Origin of the sequence: Micromonospora sp. NPDC048887, from assembly GCF_040649715.1 — a bacterium.
GTDB lineage: Bacteria > Actinomycetota > Actinomycetes > Mycobacteriales > Micromonosporaceae > Micromonospora.
In genome coordinates this window covers 179904-196628 of record NZ_JBEZGA010000011.1, presented here as the reverse complement: position 1 = coordinate 196628, position 16725 = coordinate 179904, and the positions used below count along the sequence as shown (strand labels likewise).

Genomic DNA, 16725 nt, shown 5'->3' with positions numbered 1-16725 from the left:
GGGTCGCCGGCATGGGGATCGACGTGCAGCCACCGTCCGGTACACAGTGGACCATCGCCGCCGACGGCCACGAGGCCGTCGTGGTCGAGGTCGGCGGCGGGCTGCGGGCCTACCGCTTCGACGGCGTGGACCACCTCGACGGGTACGCCGAGGACGAGGTCTGCCCCGGCTCGGCCGGGCAGGTGCTGGCGCCGTGGCCGAACCGCATCCGCGACGGCGCCTACACGGTGGGGGAGCGGTCGTTGCAGCTCGACCTCACCGAGCCGGAGCGGCACAACGCCCTGCACGGCCTGGTCAACTGGGCGCGGTGGCAGCCGATCGAGCAGTCGGCGGACAGCGTCACCATCGGCTACGACCTGCCGCCCAGCCCCGGCTACCCGTGGGCGCTGCGGCTGCGGGCCCGGTGGAGCGTCGGCCCGGACGGCCTGCGGGCCGAGCACGAGGCGACGAACCTCTCCGGCGAGCCGGCGCCGTTCGGCTTCTCCGTGCACCCGTACCTCCAACTGCCGAAGGTCGGCGTGAACGAGATGCGGCTGCGCGTGCCGGCCCGGCGGCGGGTGCTGGTGGACAGCCGCCTGCTGCCGGTCGCCGCCGCCGAGGTGACCGGCTCCGAGTTCGACTTCACCAGCCCGCGCCCGATCGGCGACCTGGTGCTCGACACCGCGTTCGGTGACGTCGAGCGGGACGCCGACGGCGGCTCGGCGGTGGTGCTGAGCGCGCCGGACGGCTCGTCCGGGCTGCGGATCTGGGCGGACCGCGAGTTCGGCTGGTGGCAGGTGTTCACCGGGGACACGCTCGGCGGGGAACGGCACCGCCGTTCGGTGGCGGTGGAGCCGATGACCTGCCCGCCCGACGCGTTCCGCTCCGGCCGGGATCTGATCATGTTGGAGCCGGGGCAGACCTGGCGGGGCGCCTGGGGCGTCCGCCCGGAGGTCTGAGCGTGGAGTTCGCCGACGTCGTCCGGCGCCGCCGGATGGTGCGCAACTACGACCCCGACCGGCCGGTGCCGCCGGAGGTGGTGGACCGGCTGCTGGACCACGCCGTCCGGGCCCCGTCGGCCGGGTTCTCCCAGGGCTGGGGCTTCCTGGTGCTTGAGGAACCGGCGGACCGGGAACGGTTCTGGGCCGCCACCACGCCGGGCGGAGGCGGCCGGGAACGCTGGCTGGCCGGGATGCGCCGGGCGCCGCTGATCGTGGTGCCGCACGCCAACCGCGACGCCTACCTGGACCGCTACGCCGAGCCGGACAAGGGCTGGGCAGACCGCGACGAGGACCGCTGGCCGGTGCCCTACTGGTACGTGGACACCGGTTTCGCGGCGCTGCTGATGCTGCTCACCGCCGTGGACGAAGGGCTGGGCGCCTGCTTCTTCGGCATCCCGCCGCAACGGATCGGGGCGTACCGGGAGGCGTTCGGGGTACCGCCGGAACTGCACCCGATCGGTGCGTTGACTATCGGTTACCGGGCCGTCGACCACCGGTCACCGTCGCTGCGCCGAGGGCGGCGTCCGGTGCAGGATGTGGTGCGGCGGGGACGGTGGACCTGAGCGGTTAGGCTGACATCCACATTGTCAGCCTGGCCTGGGGAGGAGAGCACGCCGTGATCTTCAGGGCGGTCCGGGACGGGCGTCCCTACCCGGAGCACAACCTCACGCTGAAGCAGTGGGCCGAGATTCCGCCGCGCCCGCTGCGGCTTGACCAGCTCATCACCACCAAGCGCGAACTGGCGCTGGACAAGCTGCTCGCGGAGGACTCCACCTTCTACGGCGACCTCTTCCCGCACGTGGTCCAGTGGAACGGCGGCCTCTACCTGGAGGACGGCCTGCACCGGGCGCTGCGCGCGGCGCTCCAGCAGCGCAACCAGATCCACGCGCGCGTGCTCGTCCTCGGTGACCAGGGCGAGTGACGCCTCCCTGAGTCTTGGTTAAGGTGACGCCATGACTCCTCTGGACCTGCTCGACATCGATGCCTCGCTCAGCGAGGAGGAGCGGCAGATCCGCACCGTCGTGCGCCGGCTCGTGACCGACCGGGTACGCCCGCACGTCGCCGGCTGGTACGAGGACGGCCAGGTGCCGGCCCGTGAACTGGCCCGCGAGTTCGGCAAGCTCGGCCTGCTCGGCATGCACCTGACCGGGTACGGCTGCGCCGGCGCGTCAGCTGTCGCGTACGGGCTGGCCTGCCTGGAGCTGGAAGCCGGCGACTCCGGCGTCCGGTCCCTGGTCTCGGTGCAGGGATCGCTGGCCATGTACGCCATCTGGCGCTACGGCAGCGAGGAGCAGAAGCAGCGCTGGCTGCCCGCCATGGCGGCCGGTGAGGCGATCGGCTGCTTCGGGCTCACCGAACCCGACCACGGCTCCGACCCCGGCTCGATGGCCACCCGGGCCCGCCGCGACGGCGACGACTGGATCCTCAACGGCAGCAAACTGTGGATCACCAATGCGCCGATCGCCGACGTGGGCGTGATCTGGGCGCGTACCGACGAGGGGGTGCGCGGTTTCGCCGTACCCATGGACACGCCCGGGGTGACGGCGCGCGAGATCCGGCACAAGATGTCGCTGCGCGCGTCCCTCACCGGCGAGATCGCGCTCGACGACGTCCGGCTGCCGGCTGACGCGCGACTGCCCGAGGCGATCGGGCTCAAGGCGCCGCTGGGGTGCCTGACCGAGGCCCGGCACGGCATCGTCTGGGGCGCGCTCGGCGCGGCCCGCGACTGCCTGGAGACCGCCCTGGAGTACGCGACCACGCGCACCCAGTTCGGCCGCCCGCTCGCCGGGTTCCAGCTCACCCAGGCCAAGCTCGCCGACATGGCGGTGGAGTGGAACAAGGGCATGCTGCTCGCGCTGCACCTGGGCCGTCTCGCCGACGCCGGCACGCTGCGGCCCGAGCAGGTGAGCGTGGGCAAGCTGAACAACGTGCGCGAGGCGCTCGCCATCGCCCGGCAGTGCCGCACGATCCTCGGCGCCAACGGCGTCTCGGGGGAGTACCCGGTGATGCGGCACGCCAACAACCTGGAGAGCGTGCTGACGTACGAGGGCACCTCCGAGATCCACCAGCTCGTCATCGGCCAGCGGCTCACCGGCCTGTCCGCGTTCGCCTGACCTGCGGTTTCACCCGATCGGGTCGCTCGGCGCGCGAGTGTCGCACGGTGGCCGTACCGTCATTGTCAGTCGATGTGTCGGCCGGGCTTCGATGGGTCGGGCGAGCTTCGATCGGTCGGACGAGCAGCGATGGGTCGGACGAGCAGCGATGTGTCGGGCGAGCACAGTGTCGGACGAGGACGGTGAGGGCGATGGCCCGCGACGGTGACAACGAGCCCACCCGGGAGTTCCCGGAATACCCCACCAGCGACTCCCTTCGCGACCGGGCGGAGGGCTCGCCCGAGGCGGAGCACGACCCCGCGCCGGGCGCCCCGGCGTCGGGCGGCGGTGCGGCACGCGGCCTGCTCTGGGTGCTCGGCGCCGCGGCGCTGGCGGTGGTGGTGATGCTCGGCGTGCAGGCCAGCGGCCTGCTGCCCGACTTCCGCAACCCGTTCGCCAAGGAGCAGACCGACCGCAGCCAGCCGCCGCTGCTCAAGTCGATTCGTGACCTGAGCCGCTACGTCGCCGCCGAGGGCAACTTCCAGGTGGTGGTCGACGTGCAGAACGACCGGCGCAACGTGCCCGACTTCCTGCTCAACGAGCGCACGCTGTTCGTCGGGGCGGGCCGGGTCGAGGCGTACGTCGACTTCGCGAAGATCGCCGACGGTGCCGTCGTCGTCTCCGAGGACGGCAAGTCCGCCGAGATCAAGCTGCCCGCGCCGCAGCTCGGCGAGACAGATCTGGACATGGACAAGAGCTACGTCTTCGCCGAGCAGCGCGGCCTGATCAACCGGCTCAACGACCTGGTGGCCGGCGACCCCAACCGGCAGCAGCAGGTCTACAAGCTCGCCGAGGACCGGATCACCGCCGCCGCCCGGGACAGCGGGCTCGCCGCCCGGGCCGAGGAGAACACCCGCAAGATGCTCGAAGGGCTGCTGCGCTCCCTCGGGTACGAGAAGGTGACTGTCACCTACGCGGCACCCTGACCGCGCAGTACGCCGCGCGCCCGCCCCGATGGTCAGGGGCGGGCGCGTTCGCGTGCCGGTGTCCCGGCTCGTCTCGCGTCAGCGGGTGGCGAGGTAGCGGTCCTCGTTCGGCATCAGGATCCACAGGACCAGGTAGATGATGACCTGGGTGCCGGGCAGCAGCAGCGACAGCAGGAACAGCAGCCGGACCATCCCGGCGGACATGCCGAACCGCTGCCCCAGGCCGGCGCAGACACCGGCGATCATGCGCCCCTCACGGGGCCGGACCAGTTTGCGACTCATCGTCGTCTCCCACTTCTGCGGCGATCCGCCGCGCTGATTCCACGGTAGAGAGGGGTACGCGCCGCGCCCTCAGCCCCGAGGAGGATCGGCGACCCGGGCACCCGTAGGTACTTACCCCGGACCGCCCCCACCGACTCGCCCCTGTGTCCTCTGTCGCCGTCGCCCTCTGCCGCCGTCGCCCTCTGCCGTCCGCAGCAGATCCACCGGCCGCCGCCTGATCGGCCGCTCAACGATCACTCCCCGTTGCGACGCCGTCCGCAATGCTCCGGCCCTGCTCAGCCAGGCCACGCTCGAGCCGAGCCCGCGCCCCCTCCTTCCCCACGCCCGTCGATCATGCACTTGCGGCCCTCGTTGTGCCCGATTCGCACCTTTGGCGAGGGCTGCAACTGCAAGATCGCGGGAGCGGCGGGGTGAGTGAGGGCGGGGGACGCCGTCCGGCTGGTTGCTGCGTCGAGTGCTGACCGCCTTGCGAGACATGCGTCGCGTCGACTGGGATCAGTGAAGATCTTGGTAGGAAAGTGCCCCTATGGGGGCCGTTTGGTACCAAGATCTCGGAGCTCCGAGCCGTGAGCCGTGAGCCCGGGGTGGGTCCGCCGATCTTGGAGTTGTGGCGGTTCTCGTATGCCGTGAAATGGGCTATTCCGGGTGCCACAACTCCTAGATCGACGAGGAGTGGAGGGGCCTGAGGGATCGCCCGCCGGGGAGGTGGCCCGACAAGGAGCGGGTAGGGGGCGAGGCCGGGCCGGGGCGTTGGGCATGTGGCGGAGTGGGGGCGGGTATTCATGGGGGCGAGGTAGGCTCGCCGGTCGGGCGCCCCCACCCCGGGCGCCGGCCGTCTACCCGCCCGGCGGGCGCGGCACCCACGCACCGGCTCGGATCCGCACAACGGGGACGACGGCGAGGAAAGCAGCAAAATGATCAGTGTCTTCGATCTCTTCAGCGTCGGTATCGGGCCGTCCAGCTCGCACACCGTCGGGCCGATGCGGGCTGCCCGTACGTTCGTGGCGGGCCTGAAGGCCGACGGGCAGCTCGCCGACGTGACGCGGGTACGGGCGGAGCTGTTCGGCTCGCTCGGCGCGACCGGACACGGGCACGGCAGCGACCGGGCGGTGCTGCTGGGGCTGGAGGGCGAGGCCCCGGAGACCGTCGACACCGACGCGGTCGGCCCGCGCGTGGAGCGGATCCGTGCCGAGCGGCGGCTCGACCTGTTCGGCAGCCAGGGGATCGACTTCGACCCGGACGCCGATCTGGTGCTGCACCGCCGGCGGTCGCTGCCGTACCACCCGAACGGGATGACGTTCGCGGCGTACGACGCGGCCGGGAACGAGGTGCGGGCGCGCACGTACTACTCGGTCGGCGGCGGCTTCGTGGTGGACGAGGAGGCGGCCGGGGCGGACCGGATCAAGGCGGACACGACCCGGGTACGGCACCCGTTCCTGACCGGCGCGGAACTGCTGACTGTCACCTCGGAGACCGGCCTGTCGATCAGCGAGGTGATGCTCGCCAACGAGCTGTCCTGGCGCAGCGAGGCGGACGTCCGGGCGGGGCTGCTGGAGATCTGGCGGGTGATGCGCGAGTGCGTGGAGAGCGGCTGCACCCGCGACGGCGTACTCCCGGGTGGGTTGAAGGTCCGGCGGCGCGCGGCCGAGCTGCGGCGCGGCCTGGAGGCGGAGACCGGCAGCCAGGATCCGCTGCGCGCGATGGACTGGGTGACGTTGTTCGCGCTCGCGGTCAACGAGGAGAACGCGGCCGGCGGGCGGGTGGTCACCGCGCCGACGAACGGCGCCGCCGGGATCATCCCGGCCGTGCTGCACTACTACACCCGGTTCGTGCCGGGCGCCTCCGAGGAGGGGGTGGTCCGGTTCCTGCTGGCGGCCGGCGCGATCGGCGTGCTGTTCAAGGAGAACGCGTCGATCTCCGGGGCCGAGGTGGGCTGCCAGGGCGAGGTTGGTTCGGCGTGCTCGATGGCGGCGGCCGGGCTGGCCGAGGCGCTCGGCGGTACGCCGGAGCAGGTGGAGAACGCCGCCGAGATCGGCATGGAGCACAACCTGGGGCTGACCTGCGACCCGGTGGGCGGCCTGGTGCAGATCCCGTGCATCGAGCGCAACGCGGTGGCCAGCATCAAGGCGATCACCGCGGCCCGGCTGGCGCTGCGCGGGGACGGGGTGCACCACGTCTCGCTGGACAAGGTCATCAAGACCATGCGGGAGACCGGCGCGGACATGAAGGTCAAGTACAAGGAGACCGCGCGGGGCGGGCTCGCGGTCAACGTGATCGAGTGCTGACCTCGTTGGGGTGACCCGGCGCGGACGGCCGACGCGCCGGCACGGAAAAGACGCGACCATGATGCGGTGACGTCAGGCGTCGCGGCGCTCTGGTCCGCCCGCACCTCGCTGCGCATCCTGGTCCGGCGGGATCTCGCGGTGAAGTACCAGCAGTCGGTGCTGGGCTACTTCTGGTCGCTGATCGAGCCGCTCGGCATGGGCCTGATCTACTGGTTCGTCTTCGGCGTGCTCTATTCCGGCGCGACGCGGCGGCACCTGGGTGAGGCGGCCGGGTCGTACCCGCTGTTCCTGATCACCGGCATCTTCGCCTGGATGTGGGCGAGTTCGGCGCTGACCGAGGCCGCGAACGCGCTCACCGGGCAGTCCCGGCTGATCACCACGATGAACCTGCCCCGGCCGATCTTCCCGATCGGCCGGGTCGCCGGCCGGTTCGCCGAGTACCTGGCCGGGCTGCCGATCCTGGCCGCCGTGGCGGCGATCTACGCGAGCCAGGGGAAGATCCGCCCCGGCTGGAGCCTGCTGGCCCTGCCGCTCGCCGTGGCGGTGCAGTTCGTGCTGCTGGTGGGCCTGGCGTTGCTGCTGTCGGCGGGCAACGTGCTGATGCGCGACATCGAGCGCACGATGCGGCTGGTCATCCGGCTGCTGTTCTACGCGACTCCGATCATCTATCCGTTCGACCTGGTGCGGCAGTCCGGCATGCCGGGCTGGGTCAAGCTCGGGTACGAGCTGAACCCGCTGGTCGGGATCTTCCAGCTGCACCACGCGGTCTGGTATCCGGACGAGTTCCCGGACGCCCGGCTGCTCACCATCACGGTGTCCGGCAGCGTGCTGGTGCTGGCGCTCGGCTGGTGGGCGTTCCACCGGCTCGAACCGGCAGTGCTGAAGGAACTCTGAATGGCCCCGATCATCGAGGCGGACGGGCTCGGCATCCGGTTCGTCCGCAACCGGCGCCGGCAGTTGCGGCTGCGGGAGCTGATCGTGCACCGGGGCGCCCGTGACCCGGACGCGGGCCGGTTCTGGCCGCTGCGTGACCTGTCGTTCCGGGTCGAGCCGGGCGAGACGCTGGGCGTGGTGGGCCGCAACGGCACCGGCAAGAGCACGCTGTTGCGGCTGATCGCCGGTGTGCTCATCCCGGACGAGGGGTCGATCCGGGTGCAGGGCCGGGTGGCGCCGCTGCTCGAACTGTCCGCCGGGTTCTCCGGTGATCTGACCGGCCGGGAGAACCTGTATCTGGTGGGCGGGCTGCACGGGCTCTCGACGGCGTACCTGCGGGAGCACTTCGACGAGATCGTCTCGTTCGCCGGTGAGCAGGTGGAACGCGCCATCGACACGTCGGTGCGGCACTACTCGTCGGGGATGAAGGTGCGGCTGGGTTTCGCGGTGATCGCGCACCTGCCGCACCCGGTGCTGCTTGTGGACGAGGTGACAGCGGTCGGGGACGCGGAGTTCCGCGCGAAGTGCTATGCGACCATCGAGCGACTTCTCGCGGAAGGGCGCACGCTGGTGCTGGTGTCACACAACGACAAGGACCTCACCCGGTTCTGCCGTCGGGGGCTCTACCTCGACGCCGGACGGCTGATCGTCGACGGGACGATCGACGAGGCGCTGGCCGCCTACGCCGACGCGGCGAAGCGGTGACGCTCGCCATCGTGCTCGCCGCCGGACCGGCGGCGGGCCACCGCACCGAGCCGTCGAGCCGCCCGGCCGAGCCGGGCCGCCCGAACGAGCCGACGGCGGGCCGCCCCGACGGGGAATCGCTCGCCGAACGCCTGGCCGCGCAGTGGCGCCGGGCCGGGGCGGACGACGTGCGCGTCGCGGCCGACCTGACCGAGCTGGCCGACCTGGTGGCCGCCGCGACCGGCCCGGTGCTGGTGAGCGGCGCGGACCTGGTGGCGCACACGGCCGTACTCAAGCATCTCGCGACCAGCCCGGTCGGGCCGACGGTGGCGCTGGTGCTCACCGATCCGCCCGCTCCCGGGCAGGCCACGGTGCGCGAGGAGCGCGGCCAGGTGGTCGAGGTCGGCGCCGCCGACGCGAGCGGCGTCTTCGGCGGCGCGCTGCGGGTGGGCGCGGCCGACCTGCCGGCGCTCGCCGACGCCGCCCGCCGCGCCGCCGGGGGCGGGCCGCTGCGCGCGGTGGACCGGCTCGTGGCCGACCTCGCCGCCCGGGGCACGCTGATCTTCGCCCAGAGGGTACGTCTGCTCGTGGCGCACCGGGTCGGCGACGAGGCGCAGCGGACGGCGGCCGAGGCGGCGGTGGCCGCCGTCGACGAGGACCGGGCCGAGTTGAAGCTGTCGGTGAAGGAGCGCGACGACTTCTTCACCACGTTCTTCGTCAGCACCTGGTCCCCGTACGTCACGAAGGCCGCCGCCCGCATCGGGATCGGCCCGACCGGGGTCACCATGGTCTCGGTGGCGTTCGCGGTGGCCGCGGCGGTGCTGTTCGGCGCCGGTGGACGCCCGGCGCTGGTGGCCGGCGCGGTCCTGCTCTACCTGGGTTTCGTGCTCGACTGCGTGGACGGGCAGCTCGCCCGCTACACCCGGCACTTCAGCGCCTGGGGCGGCTGGCTGGACACGATGGCCGACCGGTTCAAGGAGTACGTGGTCTACGCCGGTCTGGGCTACGGCGCCACGCACGCCGGGTTCCGGTACGGCTGGGCGCTGGCGCTGGCGGCGATGACGTTGCAGACCGTGCGGCACATGACCGACACCTGGTACGGCGCGCTGCACGACGAGGCGGCCCGCCGGCCGAAGGTGGTGAGCGCCGACGCGGGCGGCATCGGCGGCAAGCTGAACGCCGCGTCGACCCGGGTGCAGGCGGACACCGGGTCGGTGTCGTACTGGCTGAAGCGCACTGTGGTGTTCCCGATCGGGGAGCGGTGGGCGCTGATCGCGATCGCCGCCGCGCTGTTCGGGCCGCTGGTGGCGCTGGTCGCGGTGCTGGTCTGGGGCACGCTGGCGTTCGCGTACACCGGGGGGTTGCGGACCTTGCGGGCGCGGTGGATGCGCGTGCCGGTGCTGACCACCGTGGACGCGGCTCTGCACCGCGACGACGGACTGCTGGTGCGGACGCTGCCCACCGCGCGGCGACCGCTGCTGCTGGCGGTGCTCGGCGCGCTCGGCGCGGCGGGGACGCTGGTGTGGGCGCTGCTCGCGGTGCACGGCGGTGGTGACCTGCCGGTCTTCGTGCCGGTGCTCGCGCTGGTGCTGCTGCTCGGCGCGGCGCAGGGCTCGCGGGCACCGCACGACGGGCCGCTCGATTGGCTGGTGCCGGCCGCGTTGCGGGCCGCCGAGTATCTGTTCGCCATCGCGGTCGGGGTGGCCGGCCGTGCGCCGACCTGGTTGATCTTCGGGTACGTCCTGGTGCTCACGCTGCTGCACTACGACCTGACCGCGCGGCTGGAGAAGCGGCAGTCGGCACCACCGCTGCACGCGGCCACGCTGGGCTGGCTCGGCCGCTCGGTGTTGCTGGCAGCCGCGTCAACCGCCGGAACTGTGAGCTTCGCGCTGGCTACAATGAGTGCGTACCTTCTCGTGGTTTTCGTCGCGAGCGTGGTCCTCGCCTGGGTGGTCCTGCCGGCCCGCGCCCATGGGGGTGTGCGCTCGGCGGGCTGACGGAGGGCGGGCCGGATGACCTTGATCAGCTTCGTCGTGCCGGCCTTCAAGGTGCAGGGTTACCTGCGGGAATGTCTCGACTCGATCCTCGACCAGCCGTTCGGCGACATCGAGGTGATCGGCGTCGACGACGCCTCCCCGGACGGCAGCGGCGAGATCCTGGCCGAGTACGCGCTCCGCGACCCCCGGGTCCGCCCGGTCGGCCTGGCCGAGAACGTCGGGCTCGGTCCGGCCCGCAACATCGGGCTGGACCGGGCTGTCGGCGAGTACGTGTGGTTCGTCGACGGCGACGACTGGCTGGTGCCCGGCTGCCTGCCGCACGTGGCCGGCCGACTCCGCGACACCGCACCGGACGTGCTGATCGTCGACCACGTCCGGGCGCACTGGAACAACGTCGGCACCCGCAGCGCGATGCGTGACGTGTTCCCGGTCCCGCCCGGCGCGACGACGTTCACGCTGCGGGACCGGCCGGAGACGCTGAAGCTGCTGCACACCGCCTGGAACCGGGTGGTGCGCCGGGAGTTCCTGAACGAGCGCGGCCTGCGTTTCGAGCCGGGCTGGTACGAGGACGTCTCGTTCAGCTATCCGGCGCTGATGGCGGCCGGGCGGATCGGCGTACTCGACCGGATCTGCCTGAACTACCGGCAGCGCCGCACCGGCGCGATCACCCGGACCCGGGGCGACCGGCACTTCGAGGTCTTCCCGCAGTGGCACCGGGTGTTCGGGCTGATGGACCGCTGGGGGCCGGAGGTGGCCGGGCTGCGGCCGGCGGTCTTCGAGCGGATGATCTGGCACTACCTCACGGTGCTCGGCAACGGCGACCGGATCGCACCCGAGCTGCGGGCGCCGTTCTTCGCCCAGATGCACGCCGACTACGTGCGGTTCCTGCCGGCCGAGGGCTACCCGGTCCCGCCCGGCCCGGAAGGGCTCAAGCACCGGCTGGTGGCGGCCGGCCGGTGGCGGACGTTCAGCGCGTTGCGCGAGGCGCACCAGGCGGGGGAGACGGCCCGGCGGACCGCGCGGCTGGCCCGGCGACGGGTCGCACCCGTGGTGCGGGCGCGTGACCTGGCGCTGGGCGAGTACTACCGGGCCGAGCTGCACCGGCCGATCGACCCGACGCTGGCCGTCTACGCGGCCTACTGGTACCGGGGCTACTCGTGCAATCCGGCGGCGATCTACGAGGCGGCCCGCCGGCTCGCGCCGCAGGTGCGCGGCGTGTGGATCGTCCGCCGGGACCGGGTGGCAGCGTTGCCGCCCGGCGTGGAGTACGTGGTGGCCGGCACCCCCGAGTACCACCGCGTCCTGGCCCGCGCCCGCTGGCTCGTCAACAACGTCAACTTCCCGGACTTCGTCCGCAAGCGGCCCGGCTCGGTGCACGTGCAGACCCACCACGGCACGCCGGTCAAGGTGATGGGGCTCGACCAGCAGCGTTACCCGGTGGGCGCGATGGGGATGAACTTCGCCGGGCTGCTGCGCCGCGTCGACCGCTGGGACTACAGCATCACCTCGAACAGCTTCTCCACGCAGATGTGGGAGCGGGCGTACCCGGCGGACTACACCACGCTGGAGGTCGGCTACCCGCGCAACGACCGGCTGGCGCTGGCCACCGCCGAGGACAGGGGCCAGGCCCGCGCCGCGCTCGGCATCGCACCCGACGAGTACGTGGTGCTCTACGCGCCGACGCACCGGGAACACCTGCCGGGCTGGCGGCCACCGTTCGACCCGGACCGGATGCTCGACGTCCTCGGGCCGCGGGGCCGGCTGCTGATGCGCAGCCACTACTTCCACGACCGGGAGCGGCATCCTCGGGGACCGGCGGCGGACGGCGTGCTGGACGTGAGCGCGTACGACCGGGTGGAGGACCTCTACCTGGCGGCGGACGCGCTGGTCACCGACTATTCCTCGGCGATGTTCGACTACGCGGTGCTGGACCGGCCGGTAGTGGTGTACGCGCCGGACTGGGACGCCTACCGGGTCGCCCGTGGCGTCTACTTCGACCTGCTGGCCGAGCCGCCCGGGGCGGTGGCGCTGGACTTTCCCGGCCTGCTCGACGTGTTCCGCTCCGGCGCTGTCGACGGCGAGGCGGCCGAGCGGGCCCGGTCGGCGTTCCGGGCGCGGTTCTGCGCGCTCGACGACGGGCACGCCGCCGAGCGCGTGGTGCGCCGCGTGTTCCTCGGCGAAACGCCGTAAAAGCGGTTACCGGCAGGTCACTTAACTTCGGAGCCCGGCGAATGCCGCTTAATAGGACTGTCACGAGCCGAACATGGCACGTTTACCCGATGTGCGAATCGGATGATCCTGGCCACAGTCATTCCCGGGTTTGGGGCGAGGAACTGGGGAGGTGACGGTGGCCACCGTCGCGCTCAAGGATGTCACCAAGGTGTTCCCGGACGGAACAGTCGCGGTCGACACCATCAATCTGGACGTCAACGACGGCGAGTTCATGGTGCTGCTCGGCCCTTCGGGCTGCGGCAAGTCGACGGTGCTGCGCATGGTCGCCGGGCTGGAGGACCCGTCCTCCGGAGCGATCCTGCTCGGCGGTGAACTCGCGAACGACCTGCCACCACGCGACCGGAAGATCGCCATGGTCTTCCAGGACTTCGCGCTCTATCCGCACATGACGGTCGGCGACAACATCGGTTTCCCGCTGCGGCTCTCCGGCGTCGAACCGGCGCCACGCGGTGAGCGGATCCAGGACGTGGCGAGCGCGCTCGGTATCGGCGACGTCCTCGGGCGCAAGCCCAGCCAGCTCTCCGGCGGCCAGCGGCAGCGGGTCGCCATGGGGCGGGCGATAGTGCGCCGGCCCGGCCTGTTCCTGATGGACGAGCCACTTTCCAACCTGGACAGCGGACTGCGCGCCGAACTGCGGGCGGAGATCTCCGGCCTCACCCGCGAGCTGGGCGTCACCACCATCTACGTCACCCACGACCAGGCCGAGGCGCTGACCATGGCCGACCGGGTCGCCATCATGCGCAAGGGCGTGCTCCAGGACGTGGGCACCCCCACCCAGGTGTACGGGCGGCCGGCCACGCTCTACGTCGCCGCGTTCCTCGGCAGCCCGCGGATGAACCTGCTGGAGGCGTCGGTCTACGTCCACCTGGACCGTTATGTCGCGCTGAGCCTCGGTGAGCAGTCGCTCTACCTGCCCTGGGACGACATCCGCAGCCGGGCGGTGGCGCACTACCACGGTGAGCGGATCGTGGTCGGCATGCGCGCCGAGGCGCTCACCCCGGTCGCCCCGGACACCGCCGGCGACGTGCTGCACGGGCGCATCCGCTACCTGGAGCACCACGGCCACGAGTCGCTCGCGTTCCTCGACATCGGCGCCACCGCGATCGTCGTCGACGAGATGGGCACCCCCGTCGAGCAGGCCCCGCCGGGCCAGCGCGGCCTGCGCCGGTTCAACCAGGTGATGCAGCGGCTCACCGGGCGGGCCCCGGAGACGTCGGCTCCCACCCCGGAGGCCGGCGGCGGCAACCGTACGAGCGTGCTGCCCGACCCGGGCCGACACCACCGCCGCCCGGCGGAACTGGCGGTACGGCTCGCGCCGTACCCGCAGGTGTCGCCCGGGCACCCGCTCGCCGTGCAGGTGCGGATGGACGCGCTGCACTTCTTCGACGAGCGGGGCGACCGCATCGACGTCGGCTGGCGGTGAAAGGAGGGGCCCCCTGTTAACGCCTCCGGTAGAGGAAGGGCCCCTTGTTAACAACCGTCGCCCGGTGGGACGGGCCGGTGACGGCGGTACGGGCCCCAGCCGACGAAGCGGGCGAACAGGTCGGCCGGGGCGGGCGCGTCGTCCGGGTTCAGCCGGTAGAGGTCGCGCGTCGCCTCGTACATCAGCCCGCACAGGTAGATCGACAGCCCGATCCGGTTGTCCGCGTACTCGCCGTGGAGCAGCAGCCGGGCGGTCGGGCACGGCCACGGCTGCCCGCAGGACCGGCAGCACCACATCGGACGCAGCGGCGTGTGCGGGGTGGCGTGCGGCGGGTACGGCCGGGGGCGGTCCGGTGCCGGCCCGTCCGGCGGCTGCCCCAGCTGGTGACTGATCACCTGCACTCCTCTCGCTAGCGGGAACCGGACGAGTTCGGCTCCGCTGCGTGACAGTCTCGTCACGGCGCGGCTACTGTCGGGAGGCGTTCCACCCCCACCTTCCTGGCCGTCCGACCGGCCGACTTCCGTGTGCAGCCGTGTGCAGAGGTGTGCAGATGATCCGTGTGCCGTTGTGGGAACTGTTCGCCGGTGAGCTGCGCCGGTTACGTACCGACGCGGGGCTGACCCAGGAGGCGCTGGGCGAGCGGGTGAGCTATTCGGCGTCGCTGGTGGCGGCCGTCGAGCAGTGCCGCCGGGCGCCCCGCGCCGAGTTCACCGAGCGCTGCGACGAGGTGTTGAACGGCGGCGGCCTGCTGGTGCGGATCCGGGACGCGCTGATGCAGGAGGCGCTGATGCCGTGGTTCCGCGAGTGGGTGAGCATCGAGCAGGAGGCGACGGCGCTGCGCAGTTACCAACCGCTGGTGGTGCCCGGTCTGTTGCAGACCGAGGAGTACGCCCGAGCCCTCTACGAGGGGGCCGCGCAGTTCGTCGGCGAGGCCGTCGAGCGCCAGGTCGCCGCTCGGCTGGCTCGGCAGGCGGTGCTGGACGGCCCGGCGCCGCCACAGTTCGTGGTGGTGCTCGACCACGCGGTGCTGGCTCGCCCGGTCGGTGGGCCGAAGGTGATGCGGGAGCAGTTGGAGCACCTGATCGAGATGGCACGGCGGCCCCGGGTGCACCTGCACCTGGTGCCGGAGACGGTCGGTGCCTATCCGGGGCTCAACGGCGCGTTCGTGCTCGCCACCCCGGCCGACGGCGACGATGTGGGCTACCTGGACAACCCGTTGCACGGCACAATCGTGGAGCGCGCGGTGGACGTGAACGCACTGCGGCAGACGTGGGAGTCCATTCGCGCGGAGGCGATGCCGCACGGGGCGACCCTGGCGGCGATCTCGGAGGCGGCGAAGCGATGGAGTTGACCGGCGCGACCTGGCGCAAGAGCACCCGCAGCAGCGGTAACGGCGGCGACTGCGTCGAGGTGGCGGACAACCTGCCCGGTGTGGTGGGGGTGCGGGACAGCAAGGACCGGCAGGGGCCGGTTTTGGCGTTCACTCCGTCGACCTGGACGGCGTTTGTCGCGTACGCCAAACGGGCGTGAGTGACGTACCGGATCTCGGTCCCCCGCCACGGCGCACCGCCGTCGGCGTGGAGCAGGTGCGTCTCCTGGTCGCCGACCAGTTCCCGCACCTGGCCGGCCTCCGGATCGAACCGGTCGCCAACGGCGGCTGGGACAACTGGACCTTCCACCTCGGCCCCGAGCTGCTGGTGCGCCTGCCCAGCGCCGCCGAGTACGCCCTGGCTGTCGACAAGGAACACCTGTGGCTTCCGGCCCTCGCCGCTCGGCTGCCGCTACCCATCCCCGTACCGCTGGCGAAGGGCGAGCCGGGCGCGGGCTACCCGTATCCGTGGTCGATCTACCGCTGGCTCGACGGCGAGACCGCCGCCGTGGACCGGATCGCCGACCCGGTGCGGTTCGCCCTCGACCTGGCCGGATTCCTCGCGGCCCTGCAGGACGTCGACACCGCCGGTGGTCCGCGGCCCGGCGTCCACAACTGGTTCCGGGGCGGCACGCTGCGCACGTACGACAAGAAGGTCGAGCATGCGCTCGCGGCGCTGGACGGCCACGTCGACGCCGCGCTGGTTCGCGAGATCTGGGCGCGGGCGCTCGGCGCCCGCTGGGACGGGGTGGACCGCTGGTTCCACGGCGACATCGCCCCGGGAAACCTGCTGCTCGCGAGCGGCTCGCTGGCCGCCGTCATCGACTTCGGGACATGCGGCGTCGGAGACCCGGCCTGCGACCTGGCGATCGCCTGGACGCTGCTGAGCGTCGAGGGCCGGGCGGCATTCCGCGAGCGGCTGTCGGTGGACGACGCGGCCTGGGCGCGTGGACGTGGCTGGGCGCTCTGGAAGACGCTGGCGACCTACTCCCGCACCTTCGACGACCCCGAGGACGCGGAGGAGTCGGCCGAGGCGCGACGCATCCTCGGGGAGATATCCGCCGAATAGACGGCCGGTCTCACCCGGCGGCGGCCTGCTTCTCCGGCGCGAACGGCCACTCCTCGAACGACAGGCACCGGCCGTCCTCGGCGAACCGCATGATCCAGAGGTCGCGCCACTCCTGGTGGACGGGGTCGCCGTACCGGACCTGCACCCGTGCCACAGCGGTGTCGCCGTCGACCGCGACGATCTCCGATGTCATCTCGAAGACCTCGTCGGGGCCGTCGCGCTCGCTGTCCCACATGCGGGTGATGGCGGGCAGGCCGACGACCGGATCCCGGTACGGCCCCTGCTGGTAGCTCGCGTCGGCGGTGAACATCGTGCCGAGCGTCGCCGTGCCCGGTGTGCGCCACGCCTGCTCGTACGCCGCGATCCAGGCGGCCACCTGATTCCTGTCCATG

Annotated in this window: 17 protein-coding genes; 14 read left to right on the top strand and 3 right to left on the bottom strand. The window is 72.1% G+C overall.

The genetic code is table 11. From position 1 onward, the window contains the following. Nucleotides 1-11 precede the first annotated feature (11 nt). The 5 genes from AB0C17_RS18960 (at nucleotide 12) to AB0C17_RS18940 (ending at nucleotide 4059) form a co-directional block, all read left to right on the top strand. The gene (locus tag AB0C17_RS18960) at nucleotides 12-938 is read left to right on the top strand and encodes an aldose 1-epimerase family protein (RefSeq protein WP_357387601.1); all 927 of its coding nucleotides are present in this window, start codon (nucleotides 12-14) and stop codon (nucleotides 936-938) included. Between the two features lie 2 nt (nucleotides 939-940). After that, complete coding sequence (locus AB0C17_RS18955; RefSeq protein ID WP_357387603.1) at nucleotides 941-1543, top strand: nitroreductase family protein; 603 nt, start codon at nucleotides 941-943, stop codon at nucleotides 1541-1543. Nucleotides 1544-1596: 53 nt separating this feature from the next. After that, nucleotides 1597-1902 carry a type II toxin-antitoxin system VapB family antitoxin gene (locus tag AB0C17_RS18950; RefSeq protein WP_013283726.1) on the top strand — a complete coding sequence of 102 codons (306 nt, stop codon included), beginning with the start codon at nucleotides 1597-1599 and terminating at the stop codon, nucleotides 1900-1902. 31 nt (nucleotides 1903-1933) lie between these two features. Then, entirely contained in the window at nucleotides 1934-3094 is a 1161-nt protein-coding gene (locus tag AB0C17_RS18945) for an acyl-CoA dehydrogenase family protein (RefSeq protein ID WP_357479610.1), read from the top strand. A gap of 191 nt (nucleotides 3095-3285) precedes the next feature. Continuing rightward, on the top strand, nucleotides 3286-4059 hold the full coding sequence (locus tag AB0C17_RS18940; protein WP_357387607.1) for a DUF4230 domain-containing protein: 774 nt from the start codon (nucleotides 3286-3288) through the stop codon (nucleotides 4057-4059). 78 nt (nucleotides 4060-4137) lie between these two features. Here the strand turns inward: AB0C17_RS18940 and AB0C17_RS18935 are convergent, their stop codons facing one another. Continuing rightward, complete coding sequence (locus AB0C17_RS18935) at nucleotides 4138-4341, bottom strand: PspC domain-containing protein (RefSeq protein ID WP_357387609.1); 204 nt, start codon at nucleotides 4339-4341, stop codon at nucleotides 4138-4140. A gap of 914 nt (nucleotides 4342-5255) precedes the next feature. Between AB0C17_RS18935 and AB0C17_RS18930 the strand changes: the two genes are divergently transcribed. The 6 genes from AB0C17_RS18930 to AB0C17_RS18905 all read left to right on the top strand — a co-directional run bounded on the left by AB0C17_RS18930 (nucleotide 5256) and on the right by AB0C17_RS18905 (nucleotide 13895). Beyond that, nucleotides 5256-6626, top strand: coding sequence for an L-serine ammonia-lyase (locus tag AB0C17_RS18930; RefSeq protein WP_357479607.1), 1371 nt, complete (start codon nucleotides 5256-5258; stop codon nucleotides 6624-6626). Between the two features lie 66 nt (nucleotides 6627-6692). Then, on the top strand, nucleotides 6693-7520 hold the full coding sequence (locus AB0C17_RS18925; RefSeq protein ID WP_357469855.1) for an ABC transporter permease: 828 nt from the start codon (nucleotides 6693-6695) through the stop codon (nucleotides 7518-7520). After that, the gene (locus AB0C17_RS18920) at nucleotides 7521-8264 is read left to right on the top strand and encodes an ABC transporter ATP-binding protein (RefSeq protein ID WP_357387615.1); all 744 of its coding nucleotides are present in this window, start codon (nucleotides 7521-7523) and stop codon (nucleotides 8262-8264) included. Between the two features lie 131 nt (nucleotides 8265-8395). Further along, a complete protein-coding gene (locus AB0C17_RS18915; RefSeq protein ID WP_357479629.1) occupies nucleotides 8396-10240 on the top strand; it encodes a DUF5941 domain-containing protein in 1845 nt (614 codons plus the stop codon). Nucleotides 10241-10255: 15 nt separating this feature from the next. Beyond that, complete coding sequence (locus AB0C17_RS18910; RefSeq protein WP_357479604.1) at nucleotides 10256-12430, top strand: bifunctional glycosyltransferase family 2 protein/CDP-glycerol:glycerophosphate glycerophosphotransferase; 2175 nt, start codon at nucleotides 10256-10258, stop codon at nucleotides 12428-12430. 157 nt (nucleotides 12431-12587) lie between these two features. Beyond that, nucleotides 12588-13895, top strand: coding sequence for an ABC transporter ATP-binding protein (locus tag AB0C17_RS18905; RefSeq protein ID WP_357387662.1), 1308 nt, complete (start codon nucleotides 12588-12590; stop codon nucleotides 13893-13895). Between the two features lie 47 nt (nucleotides 13896-13942). Here the strand turns inward: AB0C17_RS18905 and AB0C17_RS18900 are convergent, their stop codons facing one another. Next, a complete protein-coding gene (locus tag AB0C17_RS18900) occupies nucleotides 13943-14290 on the bottom strand; it encodes a hypothetical protein (protein WP_357387621.1) in 348 nt (115 codons plus the stop codon). Between the two features lie 155 nt (nucleotides 14291-14445). Between AB0C17_RS18900 and AB0C17_RS18895 the strand changes: the two genes are divergently transcribed. From AB0C17_RS18895 to AB0C17_RS18885, 3 genes are read left to right on the top strand one after another with little or no spacing between them, the layout of a single operon-like run. Further along, entirely contained in the window at nucleotides 14446-15246 is an 801-nt protein-coding gene (locus tag AB0C17_RS18895) for a helix-turn-helix transcriptional regulator (RefSeq protein WP_357469867.1), read from the top strand. Next, nucleotides 15237-15425: a DUF397 domain-containing protein gene (locus AB0C17_RS18890; RefSeq protein ID WP_357387625.1), complete on the top strand. Its 189-nt coding sequence runs from the start codon at nucleotides 15237-15239 to the stop codon at nucleotides 15423-15425. Before AB0C17_RS18895 ends, AB0C17_RS18890 begins: the two co-directional genes overlap by 10 nt. Continuing rightward, on the top strand, nucleotides 15422-16333 hold the full coding sequence (locus AB0C17_RS18885) for an aminoglycoside phosphotransferase family protein (RefSeq protein WP_357387627.1): 912 nt from the start codon (nucleotides 15422-15424) through the stop codon (nucleotides 16331-16333). Before AB0C17_RS18890 ends, AB0C17_RS18885 begins: the two co-directional genes overlap by 4 nt. A 10-nt stretch (nucleotides 16334-16343) precedes the next feature. Here AB0C17_RS18885 and AB0C17_RS18880 read toward each other — a convergent pair whose 3' ends face one another. Beyond that, nucleotides 16344-16724: a nuclear transport factor 2 family protein gene (locus tag AB0C17_RS18880; protein ID WP_357470031.1), complete on the bottom strand. Its 381-nt coding sequence runs from the start codon at nucleotides 16722-16724 to the stop codon at nucleotides 16344-16346. Between the last annotated feature and the right edge of the window lies 1 nt (nucleotide 16725).